General features: G+C 68.1%; 9 protein-coding genes. All 9 read left to right on the top strand.

Going from position 1 to position 14,283, the window contains the following annotated elements:
• A partial coding sequence (locus UW392_RS09800) for an ABC transporter substrate-binding protein (RefSeq protein ID WP_320774519.1) occupies positions 1-1,345 on the top strand: 1,345 nt, incomplete at its 5' end.
• A gap of 152 nt (positions 1,346-1,497) precedes the next feature.
• Positions 1,498-3,414 carry a translational GTPase TypA gene (gene typA / locus UW392_RS09805; RefSeq protein WP_320774520.1) on the top strand — a complete coding sequence of 639 codons (1,917 nt, stop codon included), beginning with the start codon at positions 1,498-1,500 and terminating at the stop codon, positions 3,412-3,414.
• Between the two features lie 674 nt (positions 3,415-4,088).
• A complete protein-coding gene (locus UW392_RS09810; RefSeq protein WP_320774521.1) occupies positions 4,089-5,132 on the top strand; it encodes an ABC transporter permease in 1,044 nt (347 codons plus the stop codon).
• A gap of 160 nt (positions 5,133-5,292) precedes the next feature.
• Positions 5,293-7,086 carry an ABC transporter substrate-binding protein gene (locus UW392_RS09815; RefSeq protein ID WP_320774522.1) on the top strand — a complete coding sequence of 598 codons (1,794 nt, stop codon included), beginning with the start codon at positions 5,293-5,295 and terminating at the stop codon, positions 7,084-7,086.
• Positions 7,087-7,189: 103 nt separating this feature from the next.
• A complete protein-coding gene (locus UW392_RS09820; protein WP_320774523.1) occupies positions 7,190-8,164 on the top strand; it encodes an ABC transporter permease in 975 nt (324 codons plus the stop codon).
• Positions 8,165-8,197: 33 nt separating this feature from the next.
• The gene (locus tag UW392_RS09825; RefSeq protein WP_320774524.1) at positions 8,198-9,259 is read left to right on the top strand and encodes an ABC transporter ATP-binding protein; all 1,062 of its coding nucleotides are present in this window, start codon (positions 8,198-8,200) and stop codon (positions 9,257-9,259) included.
• A 51-nt stretch (positions 9,260-9,310) separates the two neighbouring features.
• Positions 9,311-10,429: an oligopeptide/dipeptide ABC transporter ATP-binding protein gene (locus UW392_RS09830; protein ID WP_320774525.1), complete on the top strand. Its 1,119-nt coding sequence runs from the start codon at positions 9,311-9,313 to the stop codon at positions 10,427-10,429.
• Between the two features lie 844 nt (positions 10,430-11,273).
• Entirely contained in the window at positions 11,274-12,305 is a 1,032-nt protein-coding gene (locus tag UW392_RS09835) for an ABC transporter permease (protein ID WP_320774526.1), read from the top strand.
• 111 nt (positions 12,306-12,416) lie between these two features.
• Positions 12,417-14,219: an ABC transporter substrate-binding protein gene (locus UW392_RS09840; protein ID WP_320774527.1), complete on the top strand. Its 1,803-nt coding sequence runs from the start codon at positions 12,417-12,419 to the stop codon at positions 14,217-14,219.
• Positions 14,220-14,283: the final 64 nt, after the last annotated feature.

Consider the following 14,283-nt stretch of genomic DNA (forward strand, 5'->3'; position numbering starts at 1 on the left):
GGCCGGGCCCGGCGGCGGCTCCGCGCGGTCGGCCGCCGCCGCGCTGCGCTCCTGGGCGGTCGCCAACGGCTCCGACGAGGAGGCCGCGGACGAGGAGACGCTCGCGCGCGAGAAGCGGCGCAAGGCCCTCGCCAAGGCGGAGCGCCGGCGGGCCGCCCTCAGCGGCTTCGACGTCCGCAAGTCCCTGGAGCCCGCCTACACCCAGCTCGCCCTCAACGGCGCCGACGGGCCGCTCGCCGACGAACGGGTCCGCCGCGCCGTCGCCCGCGCCGTCGACCGCGAGGAACTGGCCGAGGCGGTCCTGGGGCCGCTCGGCCTCCCGGCGGAACCGCTCGGCAGCCACCTCGCGGTGGCCGGACAGGACGCCTACGCCGACGGCAGCGGCGCGCTCGGCGGGCCGGACGTCGAGGAGGCCCGCGCCCTGCTCGCGGACGCCGGGTGGGTGCCCGGCGGGCCGGTCGGGAAGAAGAAGGGCGAGAAGGCGGCCGGCGCCGAGGAGGGGTCGTCGAAGAGCCCCGGCACGTCCGGGAGCGACTCCCCGGGCGGCGACGACGGCACGTACATCGTGGGGGAGGACGAGAAGAACGACGGCGACGCGGGCCGCGACGGCAAGAACGAGAACAGCGACGGCGACGGCGACGGTGCTCGCGGCAGTGACGAGAAGCGCGAGGGCGAGCGGCAGGGCGGGGAGCAGAACAAGGCGCAGGGCGGCGCCCCCGGCGCCTACGCCCCCAAGGGCACCCCGGCCCCGGCCGGCGCGGCGGCGGCGCCCCTGGCCAAGAACGGCAAGCCGCTGACACTCCGCTTCGTGCTTCCCTCGGGCCCCGGCTCCGCGACGCTGCGCACGGTCGCCGACCGTGTCACCGCCATGCTGAAGCGGATCGGTATCCGCACCGACATCACCAAGGTCGCCGACGAGAGCTACTTCCGCGACCACATCGCCAACGGCAGCTACGACCTCGCGCTCTACTCCTGGCCCGCCTCGGCCTTCCCCGCCACCGACGCCCGGCCCATCTACGCCAAGCCGGTCCCGGCCGCCGACGGCTCGCTCAACGTCGAGCAGAACTACACCAGGGTCGGCACCGACCAGGTCGATCAGTTGTTCGACCAGGCCATCGGCACGCTGGACGAGAAGGAGGCCCGTACCTTGATCCGCAAGGCCGACTCCCGGATCTGGGCGAGCGCCGGCTCCCTCCCGCTGTACCAGCGCCCGCAGCTCACGGCCGCCCGGGAGAACCTCGCCAACGCGGGCGCCTTCGGCTTCGCGACGCCGGTCTACGAGGACATGGGCTACCTGAAGAAGGGCGCGGCAGGCGGCGGACGGCCCGCGAGCCCCGCGTCGTGAGGCGTTCTTCATGCACATGCCGCCAGGGGTGAGGGAGGCCACTTCCGGCCGCCCCGTACCATGGGAGGGAAAAGGCCGAGGCGTCACCGAGCCCGGCGAAGGCCAGCGCGCAGACCTGGCCGTCCTCACCACCTTCGGGAGAACGCCGCACCATGGCTGTGTCCGTAACGCGTCACGACATCCGCAACGTCGCCATCGTCGCCCACGTCGACCACGGCAAGACCACGATCGTCGACGGAATGCTCAAGCAGGCCGGTGCCTTCGCCGCCCACCAGCTCGAAGGCGTCGACGACCGCATGATGGACTCGAACGACCTGGAGCGTGAGAAGGGCATCACGATCCTGGCGAAGAACACGGCGGTCAAGTACCACCCGAAGGATGGCGGCGACGTCATCACGATCAACATCATCGACACCCCCGGCCACGCCGACTTCGGTGGCGAGGTCGAGCGCGGCCTGTCGATGGTGGACGGTGTGGTGCTGCTGGTCGACGCCTCCGAGGGTCCGCTGCCGCAGACCCGCTTCGTGCTCCGCAAGGCGCTCAGCCAGCGGCTGCCGATCATCCTGTGCATCAACAAGACGGACCGGCCCGACGCCCGCATCGACGAGGTCGTCAACGAGACCTACGACCTCTTCCTCGACCTGGACGCGGACGAGGAGCAGATCGAGTTCCCGATCGTCTACGCCTGCGGCCGTGACGGCATCGCCTCGCTGACCAAGCCGGAGGACGGCACCGTCCCGACCGACTCCGACAGCCTGGAGCCGTTCTTCTCCACGATCCTCCAGCACATCCCGGCGCCCACCTACGAGGAGGACGCCCCGCTCCAGGCCCACGTCACCAACCTGGACGCCGACAACTTCCTCGGCCGCATCGCGCTGCTCCGCGTCCACCAGGGCGAGCTGAAGAAGGGCCAGACGGTCGCCTGGCTCAAGCGCGACGGGTCCACGCAGAACGTGCGGATCTCCGAGCTGATGATGACCGAGGCGCTCACCCGCAAGCCCGCCGAGAAGGCCGGCCCCGGTGACATCTGCGCGGTCGCCGGTATCCCGGACATCATGATCGGCGAGACGCTGGCCGACCCGGAGAACCCGCTGCCGCTGCCGCTGATCACGGTCGACGAGCCCGCGATCTCCATGACCATCGGCACCAACACCTCCCCACTGGTCGGCCGCGGCGGTTCCGGCAAGGGCGCCGACAACAAGGCGGCGGTCAAGGACCGCAAGGTCACCGCCCGCCAGGTCAAGGACCGCCTGGACCGCGAGCTGATCGGTAACGTCAGCCTCCGCGTCCTGGACACCGAGCGCCCCGACGCCTGGGAGGTGCAGGGCCGCGGCGAGCTGGCGCTGGCCATCCTGGTCGAGCAGATGCGCCGCGAGGGCTTCGAGCTGACCATCGGCAAGCCGCAGGTCGTCACCAAGGACGTCGAGGGCAAGACCTACGAGCCGGTCGAGCGCATGACGGTCGACGTGCCCGAGGAGCACATGGGCGCGGTCACCCAGCTCATGGGCGTCCGCAAGGGCCGCATGGACAACATGTCCAACCACGGCTCCGGCTGGGTCCGCATGGAGTTCGTCGTCCCCTCCCGCGGCCTGATCGGCTTCCGCACCGAGTTCCTCACCCAGACCCGCGGCACCGGCATCGCGCACTCCATCCACGAGGGCCACGAGCCCTGGTTCGGCACGCTCACCACGCGTAACAACGGCTCGCTGGTCGCCGACCGCTCCGGCGCCGTCACCGCGTTCGCGATGACGAACCTCCAGGAGCGCGGCGTGCTCTTCACGGAGCCCGGCACCGAGGTGTACGAGGGCATGATCGTCGGCGAGAACTCGCGCTCCGACGACATGGACGTCAACATCACCAAGGAGAAGAAGCTCACCAACATGCGGTCGTCCTCGGCCGACTCGTTCGAGGCGATCGTCCCGCCGCGCAAGCTCTCGCTGGAGCAGTCCCTGGAGTTCTGCCGCGACGACGAGTGTGTCGAGGTCACCCCGGAGGCCGTTCGCATCCGCAAGGTGAACCTGGACGCCCGTGAGCGCGCCCGCGCCGCGAGCCGCGCCAAGCACGGCTGATCCACCGCTCTCCCGGAAGCCCGGGTGCCCCCGCGAGGGGCACCCGGGCTTTTCCGTGTCCGCACATCCCTCCTCCTGCGCAACTCCCTTTTCACAGGCCGGTGTTCGGCATGCGGAGATCGGCGACCGATAGCTATGTAACACGTCCGTTTCGCGGCCTTCTCGTCCCGAACAGTTTGTCCAAATTTTGGAAGATCTGGGCGCCAGCTGTGACTGAATTGAGATTTAAAGACGGTGGTCGGTTCTTCTGGTCATGGCAGATAGTTAGCCGCGTAGCGCTCGGGTCAATGGGTTCGCGCTGTGGGGACAGCGCCGACTCACGAGCACCAGGGGGCGTCTGAACTTCCGTCAGGGGTGTCGGAAGCCGGACGTGCGCCCCCTCCTGTCGGTGAACACGTGGAGTCATGAGGAGGAACCCCATGCGCGGTGTCACGAGCACCAGGTGGGTCGTACGAGCGCGGTCCCTCGCCGCCGAGTGTGCGCCGGTCCACGGCGACCGGCCCTGAGGAACCGGCAGGCCGTCGACGCGACGCCTCGCGGCTACGCGCGTCCGGCTGCGGGTTTCCCGCCCTCCGCGGGCAGCCCTGTCGCTTCCTCATGAGCCCGGCCCCGGCCGCGCGTGTCCAGCGCGGGCCGCGGGTCCGGCACACCCACACCTGTGAAATGGGCGAACTGTGACAAGTCCTATCGAGATCGAGGGCGGCGGAGCAGCGGCCGTCGTCGACGGCGCGCCGCAACCGGAAGATAAACCCGCGGCGGAGCGGCTCCAGGGCCGCTCCCCGGGCAAGCTGATGTGGCTGCGCTTCAAGCGCGACCGCACCGGCGTCGTCTGCGCCTGGGTCGTCCTGGCCTACTTCGTCATCGCCGCGCTCGCGCCGGTGATCAGCGCCCTGTACGGCAAGGACCCGTACACCCTGTACGGGCAGGACCCCGAGTACGTCGCGGAGAATCCCGTCCTCGACGACTTCGGCCTCCCGCTCGGCTACTTCGGCGGGGTCTCGGCGGAGCACTGGTTCGGCGTCGAGCCGCAGTTCGGCCGGGACGTCTTCACCATGCTGCTCTACGGCATGCGCACCTCGCTGTACATGGCGCTGGGTGTGAGCACCCTGCTCATGGTGACCGGTGTCGTGATCGGGCTCGTCGGCGGCTACTTCGGCGGCCGGACCGACTACTTCCTCGGCCGCGTCACCGACTTCTTCCTCTCCTTCCCGCAGCAACTGTTCTTCATCGCCTTCATGCCCGTGGTCACCGCGTTCTTCGTGGACCCGAGGGAGGAGACGCCCACGTACTTCCGGGCGCTGGCCATCCTCATCGTGCTGTGGCTGCTCGGCTGGATGGGCATGTCCCGGCTGGTGCGGTCCACGGTGCTGTCCCTGCGGGAGCGGGAGTTCGTCGAGGCGGCCAAGGTCGCCGGCGCCTCCCCCTGGCGGATCGTCCGCAAGGAGATCCTGCCCAACGTCGTCTCCCCGATCCTGGTGCAGTTCACGTACCAGCTTCCCAGCACGATCCTCACCATCGCGTTCCTCTCCTTCGCGGGGGTGGGCTTCGTCGAGCCGACCCCCGACTGGGGACGCATGTTCGCCACAGGAGCCAAGGTCGCCGAGCAGGACCCGGCGTTCATGTTCTTCCCCGGCGTCGCTCTGGTGATCTTCGTGCTCTGTTTCAACCTCCTCGGAGATGCCGTCCGGGACGCTCTCGACCCCAAATCAGGCCGGTAAGGGGAGCAGGCCGGTAACGGGGGTCCGTCGAGGGTCCATCGGTGGGTGGGGGGACTGCCGCCCCTTTCGTCGGCCTCGCCGGCCGCGTCAGGCAGTGCACAGCAGTGGTCAGTGGCAGTGGTCAGTGGCTTACCAACCCGACAGGCAGGTGCATCACCACATGAACACGCTCAATTCCCGATCCGCGCGGGCCGCGCTGGTCGCGCTCGCGGCGGGCTCACTGGTCCTCACGGGCTGCTCGGAGAACAAGGGCGGCGACTCCGGCAAGGACTCCAAGGAGGACCAGAAGGAGGCCGCGGTCCAGTCGAAGGCCGTCGCCTACGCGGACGCCGCCGCCTCGACCGGTCCCGCCGAGGAGGTGCCCGGCGCCAAGAGCGGCGGCACCATCCAGGTCTACCAGGAGCAGGGCCTGACCCACCTGGACCCGGGCCAGATCTACGTCTCCGACGCCGGCCAGGTCGCCAACCTGATGTTCCGCGGCCTGACCAACTTCCAGGAGGACGGCAAGGGCGGTGTCTCGGTCGTCGGCGACCTCGCCACCGACTCCGGCACGTCCTCCGACGGCGGCAAGACCTGGACCTTCACGCTGAAGGACGGCGTCAAGGACGCGAACGGCAACCCGATCACGTCCGCCGACATCCGGCACACCGTCGAGCGCCAGTACGCGAAGTTCATCTTCGACGGCCCGACCTACCTCCAGACGTGGCTGAGCGGCGCGGACTACCGCAAGGCGCTGCCCGACGGCGGATACGGCTCCAAGCACCTGCCGGACACCGTCCTGGACACGCCGGACGACAAGACGGTCGTCTTCCACTTCGACATCCCGCGCCCCGACCTGCCGCAGACACTGGCCATGCCGGGCTACTCCGTGGTGCCGGAGAAGACCGACACCAAGGAGAAGTACGACAAGGCCCCCGTCGCCACCGGCCCGTACAAGATCGCCGAGTACAAGGTCGGCAAGAGCCTCACCCTCGTCAAGAACGAGAACTGGGACGCCAAGACCGACTCCGTGCGCCACCAGTACGTCGACGGCTACGACTTCGACTTCGGTGTCACCGAGTCCACCCAGACCAAGCGGCTCATCGCCGACCAGGGCGACGCCAAGAACGCCATCCAGCTCACCGGCGCCGTGGAGTCCACCCAGATCCAGGACGCGGTCAGCGACCCGGCGGTCAACAAGCGGACCATCAAGGGCTACCAGCCGTACGTGATGGTGCTCAACTTCAACCTGGACCGGGTGAAGAACAAGGCGGTCCGCGACGCCATCACCTACGCCCTCAACTCCAAGTCGCTCATCGCGGGCGAGGGCGGCGCGTACGGCGGTGACGTCGCGCCCAACCTGTTCGCGCCGACGCTGCCGGGCTACGAGGCGAGCTACGACCCGTACGGCCGTCTCAAGACCCCGGCCGGCAACCTGGAGAAGGCCAAGGAACTCCTCGCGGACGTCCCGGACTCCGAGAAGACGATCGTCCACGCCTACCGCAACAACGAGGCGGGCCAGAAGCACAAGGTCGCCGTCGAGGACGCGCTGAAGAAGGTCGGCATCGAGGTCGTCTCCAAGGAGGTCGACTCGGCCAGCTTCTACGAGCAGATCGGCAAGCTGGACAACCCCTACGACGTCTACATCACCGGCTGGGGCCAGGACTGGCCGTCCCCGGGTACGGTCGTCACCCCGATCTACGACGGTGACCAGGTCGCCGACGGCTCCGCGAACTACTCGCACGTGGACGACCCCAAGGTCCAGGAGCTGATCAAGAAGGCGCTCACCCAGGAGCCGACCGAGGCGGCCGCGACCTGGAAGGAAGCGCACCACTACATCCTGGAGAAGATCAACCCGGCCGCTCCGCTGTGGTACACGAAGCAGTTCCAGCTCTACGGCTCGAACATCGGCGGCGCCCGCTACAGCACCGAGTCCAGCTACATCGACGTCGGCCAGCTGTTCCTGAAGTCGTGACGCACCACGGCTGACCCGCGCGGGGTGCGCACCAGGCGGAGCGCACCCCGCGCGGGGCCCGTGTCACCTCCCGACCACCTCCGCAGAGAGCAGCCCAACCGCCATGCTTCAGTTCATCATCCGGCGCACGGTCGGAGCCGCCGTCACCCTGTTCCTGATCGGTGCGGCCACCTTCTTCCTCTTCGTCGCCGCGCCGTCCGACTACGCGTCCCTGGCCTGTGGCAAGGACTGCTCGGCCGGCCGCCTGGAGGACATCCGCGAGGCCCTCGGTCTCAACCTGCCGATCGCCCAGCAGTTCTGGGACTTCATGTCCGGCATCGTCATGGGGCGCGACTTCCCCCAGGGCCACTGCCCGGCGCCCTGCCTGGGGCAGTCCTTCTACTCGGGCGACCTGGTGTGGGAGACCATCAAGGACCGCTTCCCGCTGACCCTGTCGCTGACCATCGGCGCGATGATCGTGTTCCTCGTGGTCGGGGTCGGAACGGGCATGCTCGCCGCCTTCCGGCGGGGGACCTCCGTCGACAAGGTGGCCACCGGCACCTCCATGGTGCTCAGCTCGTTCCAGATCTACTTCCTCGGCCCCATCGCCCTGACGATCTTCGTCTACGGCACCGGCTGGATGGAGGACCCCAAGTACGTCCCTATCACCGAGGACCCGCTCGGCTGGGCGATCGGCCTGTCCATCCCCATGGTCGTGATGGCCACCATCTTCACCGCCCAGTACACCCGTATGGCGCGCTCCTCGCTGATCGAGCAGCTCGCCGAGGACCACGTGCGCACCGCCCGCGCCAAGGGCATGTCCCAGCGGTACGTCTTCTTCCGCTACGCCTGGCGCGGCTCTCTCATCCCGATCGTCACCATCCTCGGCATCGACCTCTCCAGCCTGCTCGGCGGCGCGGTCGTCACCGAGCTGACCTTCTCGCTGCAGGGCATCGGACGCCTCGCCGTGGACGGCGCGGTCCACAAGGACCTGCCGCTGACCATGGGCGTCATGCTCGTCGGCGCCTTCGTCATCCTGATCCTCAACATCCTCACCGACATCGCGTACGCCTGGATCGACCCGCGCGTCCGGCTCTGACCAGGGATCTTCAGTTAGGAAGAGGGCACCACCGTGACCACAGTGACCAAGCCCGAGGGCGCGCCGGCCCCGACCGGCCCGGAGGGGTTCCTCTCGGTCCGCGACCTGAGCGTGCGGTTCGCCACGGAGGACGGTGTCGTCAAGGCGGTCGACGGGCTGTCCTTCGACGTCGAGCGCGGCAGGACCCTGGGCATCGTCGGCGAGTCCGGCTCCGGCAAGTCCGTGACCAACCTGACCATCCTGGGACTGCACAACCCCCGCACCACCACGATCGACGGCGAGATCCTGCTCGACGGCAAGGAACTCGTCACCGCCACCGAGAGGGAACTGGAGCGGCTGCGCGGCAACAAGGCCGCCATGATCTTCCAGGACCCGCTGACCGCGCTGTCGCCGTACTACGCGGTGGGCCGGCAGATCGCCGAGCCGTACGCGAAGCACACCGGCGCCTCCAAGAAGGACGCCTGGGCGCGGGCCGTGGAGATGCTCGGCAAGGTCGGCATCCCCAACCCCGAGCAGCGGGCCAAGGACTATCCGCACCAGTTCTCCGGCGGTATGCGCCAGCGCGCGATGATCGCCATGGCGCTGGTCTGCGACCCCGACCTGCTGATCGCCGACGAGCCGACCACCGCCCTCGACGTGACGGTCCAGGCGCAGATCCTCGACCTGCTCAAGGACCTCCAGCAGGAGTTCGGCTCGGCGATCGTCTTCATCACCCACGACCTCGGCGTCATCGCCGACATGGCCGACGACATCATGGTGATGTACGCGGGCAGCGCGGTGGAGCGCGGCACGGTGGACGAGGTGCTGCGCTCGCCCAGGCACCCGTACACCTGGGGTCTGCTGAACTCCATGCCGCGCCTCGACTCCGACCTCGACGCGGAGCTGGAGCCGATCGCCGGCACGCCGCCGTCGCTGCTCGACCCGCCCTCCGGCTGCCGCTTCCACCCCCGGTGCGTCTTCAAGGACCGGGTGGGCGGCGACCGCTGCGTCACCGAACGCCCGCTGCTGGGCCCGGACCGTTCCTCGGCCTGCCACCTGACCGCGGAGCAGAAGCAGACCATCTTCACCGAGGAGATCAGGCCCCGGCTGGGGTAGGGGCCGCCGGGGCTCCTGAGCGTTCAGCACCTGCCGCATGAAAGAGGAGCAATGAAAGAAGACCTCGCCCTCCCCGCCCCGCGGGAGTCCGCGGCCGGCACCTCCGGGGAGCCGCTGCTGGTGACGGAGGGACTGACCAAGCACTTCCCGGTGAAGGGCGGTTTCCCGATCCGCCGGACCGTGGGCCAGGTCCAGGCTGTGGACGGCGTCGACCTGACCGTCGGCGTCGCGGAGAGCTTCGGCCTGGTGGGGGAGTCCGGCTGCGGCAAGTCGACCACGGGCCGGCTGATCACCCGCCTTCTGGAGCCCACCGCGGGCAAGGTCCTCTACAAGGGCCAGGACATCTCGCACGCGGGCCGCAGGCAGCTGGCGCCGATCCGCTCCGAGATCCAGATGATCTTCCAGGACCCGTACTCCTCGCTGAACCCGCGGCAGACGGTCGGCACGATCATCTCGGGCCCGATGGAGATCAACGGCATCAACCCGGCCGGGGGCCGCGAGAAGCGCGTCCGCGAACTGCTGGAGATCGTCGGCCTCAACCCCGAGCACTACAACCGCTTCCCGCACGAGTTCTCCGGCGGCCAGCGTCAGCGCATCGGCGTCGCCCGCGCGCTCGCCCTCGAACCCAAGCTGATCGTGGCGGACGAGCCGGTCTCCGCGCTGGACGTGTCGATCCAGGCCCAGGTCGTCAACCTGCTCCAGAAAGTCCAGCGCGAGCTGGGCATCGCCTTCGTCTTCATCGCCCACGACCTGGCCGTCGTCCGGCACTTCTCCCAGCGCGTCGCCGTCATGTACCTCGGCAAGGTGATCGAGGTCGGTGACCGGGACTCCATCTACACCCGGCCCCGGCACCCCTACACCCACGCGCTGCTCTCCGCCGTCCCCGAGGTGACGCTGACCGACGGCGAGGGCGAGGGGCGCGAGCGCATCCGCCTCGCCGGCGACGTGCCGTCCCCGATCTCGCCGCCCTCCGGCTGCCGCTTCCGCACCCGCTGCTGGAAGGCGCAGGACAAGTGCGCCACCGAGATCCCTCCGCTGGTCCGCCTGGAAGGCAACCACGACGGCCACCTGACCGCCTGCCACTTCCCGGAGGAGCCGACGATCACGGCCCGCGAGGAGGACATCGTCCTTGATCCGGCGCTGGCGGCGCTGGAGGAGGATCAGGACTGACGCCGGGAACGGCGAAGAGGGCCCGCGCCGGGGAGGCGCGGGCCCTCGTTCCCCTGGAGCGGACGTTCGACAGGCTCGGGTCAATGGGCCGTGAAAGTCCGTCCGCGAGGGGCGGCTGACCAAAGGGGTGTTGTCAGGCCGCTGCCTCGGGGGTCTGGGCCCGTTCATCGCCATGCTCTCGGGCCATGGCGAGGAGTACGGTGTCCGGTGCTCACGTGAGTGATCACGCCAGTAGCGACGCACTCTACGAGCCTGACGGCGCGTTCTGCAAGATCCTCTCGCCGATGAGGTGAACTCCACGTCACCGCAGGGCATGTTCCGTCTCCCTGGTCAACGTATTTCCAAATCTGGTGTCCGCATTGCGGACACCTGCTCCGATAGATGTGTAACAAGTCCGTTTCGCAGGCATCTATCTGCAAAGGGTTTGTCCGGATTTTGGGAGAAGTACGCGCAAGGTGTGATCGAACCGAGACCTTTGGGGGTGGCTCGGTTGCGGGGGTATGGCAGATAGTTATGCGCGTAGAGCTCGGCTGAACGGGTCACGCGCTGACGGCGCAGGCTCGCGAGCGCGGGGGCACCTGACGAGATCCTGCACCGGCGTGAGGGCGGGAACGTGTCGTGTGCTCCTCTTTGCGGTGAACATGTGGAATTCACGAGGAGGAACCCATGAGAGGTGTCACGAGCGACGCCGCCGTGGAAACGGTGACGACCTGGCGGCGCACACTTCCTTGAGGGTGTCCGACCGTTGTTTCCTCCCGCGCTTCGAATGACGTACGCCGTGCGCAGGCCGCCGGATCCCCAGTTCCCTTCCGACGGCCTCCAACACCTGTGAAATGGACGAACCATGACGAGTCCAATCGAGACCGAGGCTGCTGAGACCTCGCCCCTCTTGGACAAAGAGAGTGCGCCGCAGGACGACGCCAAAGGGCCCACGACACCCGAGGGGCACAGTCCCAGCCAGCTCATGTGGGGCCGCTTCAAGCGCGACCGGACCGGCGTCGTCTCCGCGTTCGTCGTCCTGTTCTTCTTCGTGGTCGCGGCGGCCGCGCCGCTGATCGCCAAGGTGTCCGGTACCAACCCGTACACGCTCTACGGTCAGGACAACCCGGACCTGCTGGACATGTTCACCATGCCGGCGAAGCCGTACGGCGGCATCGACGGCACCTTCTGGTTCGGTATCGAGCCGGGGCTGGGCCGGGACGTGTTCACCCAGCTGATGTACGGCATCCGCACCTCGCTGGCCACGGCGGTCGCCGCCACCATCCTGATGACCGTCCTGGGTCTGCTGATCGGCCTCGCCAGCGGCTTCTTCGGCGGGAGGATCGACTACTGGCTCGGCCGGATCACCGACTTCTTCATGGCCCTGCCCAGCCAGCTCTTCTTCGTCGCCGCGATGCCCGTCATCACCACGGTGTTCGTGGCGCCCGACGAGGAGACGCCCACCTACGTGCGCGCCTGCGCGATCATCATCGTGCTTTCCTTCCTCGGCTGGATGAGCATGGCGCGGATCGTCAGGGCCGCCACCCTGTCCCTGCGGGACCGGGAGTTCATCGAGGCGGCGCGGATCTCCGGAGCGTCACCGTGGCGCATCATCCGCAAGGAACTGCTGCCGAACGTCGTCACGCCCACGCTGGTACAGGCGACGCTCACGCTGCCGAGCACGATCCTGAGCATCGCCTTCCTCTCCTTCGTGGGTGTCGGCTACGTCGAACCCACCCCGGACTGGGGGCGCATGTTCTCCATCGGCGCCAGCATCGTCGAGCAGGACCCCTATTACATGCTCTTCCCCGGTGTGGCCATGGTGATCTTCGTTGTGGCCTTCAACCTCCTCGGCGACTCCGTGCGGGACGCCTTCGACCCCAAGGCGGGTCGCTGAGGACGGGGGGAGTCCCCCCACACCCTCGCTCGGCCGGCGTGATGCCGATTCAGGCGGCCTCGGTCGCGTACCAGCAGTGCTCACTACTTACAGGCAGGTGGATCCGTCCCCATGAGACTCTTCCGTAACCGCACCGCCACGGCCGCGATCGTCGCGGTCGCCACCGGCGCCCTCACCCTCACCGCCTGCGGCGGGGGCGGCAGCGACAACTCGGCGAAGGACAACAGCAAGCAGAAGGACGACGCCAAGTCGCAGTCGAAGCCGGTGCAGATCGGTGACGTCAAGGCGTCCACCGGTCCGGCTCCCGACGTCGCGGGCGCCACGGCGGGCGGCACCGCGATCGTCTACCAGGAGGCGGACTTCTCGCACCTGGACCCGGGGCAGATCTACGTTTCCGACGGCAAGCTGCTCAGCCGTCTCATATACCGCGGCCTCACGCAGTACTCCGAGGACGACAAGGGCAACCTGACCGTCGTGGGTGACCTCGCGACCGACGCGGGCAAGGTCTCCGACGGTGGCAAGACCTGGACGTACACGCTCAAGGACGACCTGAAGGACGAGAACGGCAAGGCGATCGACTCGGCGGACATCCGCCACACGATCGAGCGCATGTACTCGTCGTACATCACCGACGGTCCGACCTACCTGCAGCAGTGGCTGTCCGGGGCCGGTACCACCTACCGCAAGGCCTACTCGGGTCCGGACAAGGGCAAGCACCTGCCCGACGACGTTCTGGAGACGCCGGACGACAAGACGGTCGTCTTCCACTTCAAGGACGCGCAGCCCGACCTCCCGCAGATGCTGACCATGCCCGGTTACAGCGTCGTGCCCGAGGAGTCGGACACCAAGGAGAAGTACGACAGCGACCCCGTCGCCACCGGTCCGTACAAGATCGCCGAGTTCAAGCCCGGCAAGTCCATGAAGCTGGTCAAGAACGACCAGTGGGACGCGAAGAGCGACTCGGTGCGTCACCAGTACGTGGACGGCTTCGACATCGAGATGAACCACGATGACGAGGACCAGACCAAGACCCTCCTCGCCGACCAGGGCGAGGCCAAGAACGCCATGATGTTCACGGGCCAGGTCGCCACCACGCAGCTCCAGGCGGTCGTGGGTGACAAGGACGCCATGGACAACCGCACGATCCAGGGCTACGCGCCCTACGTGTGGCAGCTCAACTTCAACCTCGACCGGGTCAAGGACAAGAAGCTCCGCGACGCGATCTCCCTGGCGCTGCCGGCCACCTCGGTCTTCAAGGCCGACGGCGGTGCCTACGGCGGTGAGGCCGCCAACTCGCTGATGTCGCCCACCACGCCGGGCTACGACGAGTCCTACGACCCGTTCAACCGCTCCAAGAAGCCCAACGGTGACATCGAGGCAGCCAAGAAGCTGATCGAGGAGGGCGGCTTCAAGGGCAAGAAGCTCGTCTACGCCTACGGCAACACCCCGGTCCGGCAGCAGCAGGCCGTACTGATCGCCGACGCGCTGGGCAAGATCGGTCTCGACATCCAGAAGAAGGAGATCGACTCCGCCACCTGGTACGAGCAGGTCGGCAAGGTCGACAACGGCTACGACCTCTACATGACCGGCTGGGGCCAGGACTGGCCGTCCGCCTCCACGGTCATCCCGCCGTCCTACGACGGCACGCAGATCCAGGACGGTTCGGCGAACTACGCCCACATCAACGACGACCACGTCAACTCGGAGATCGTCCGTATCCAGAAGATCACGGACACCGAGGAGGCCACCAAGGCCTGGGCCGAGCTGAACGAGTACATCTCCGAGAAGATCAACCCGGCTGCCCCGATCTACTACACCAAGGTCTTCCAGATCTTCGGTTCCAACGTCGGCGGCATCCGCTACAGCTCTGACTCCAGCTACGTGGACGTCACGCGGATCTTCCTGAAGAAGTAACCGGCTCGGCCGGGAAGCCGGTGGTGGACGCGCGGCGGAGCGACCACCACCGGCCCCCGGAGAT

This window comes from Streptomyces sp. CRN 30, assembly GCF_034105845.1.

Coding starts and splice junctions, on each gene's coding strand:
- typA (WP_320774520.1), top strand. CDS start 1,498: ATGGCTGTGTCCGTAACGCGTCACGACATCCGCAACGTCGCCATCGTC.
- UW392_RS09815 (WP_320774522.1), top strand. CDS start 5,293: ATGAACACGCTCAATTCCCGATCCGCGCGGGCCGCGCTGGTCGCGCTC.
- UW392_RS09820 (WP_320774523.1), top strand. CDS start 7,190: ATGCTTCAGTTCATCATCCGGCGCACGGTCGGAGCCGCCGTCACCCTG.
- UW392_RS09830 (WP_320774525.1), top strand. CDS start 9,311: ATGAAAGAAGACCTCGCCCTCCCCGCCCCGCGGGAGTCCGCGGCCGGC.
- UW392_RS09835 (WP_320774526.1), top strand. CDS start 11,274: ATGACGAGTCCAATCGAGACCGAGGCTGCTGAGACCTCGCCCCTCTTG.
- UW392_RS09840 (WP_320774527.1), top strand. CDS start 12,417: ATGAGACTCTTCCGTAACCGCACCGCCACGGCCGCGATCGTCGCGGTC.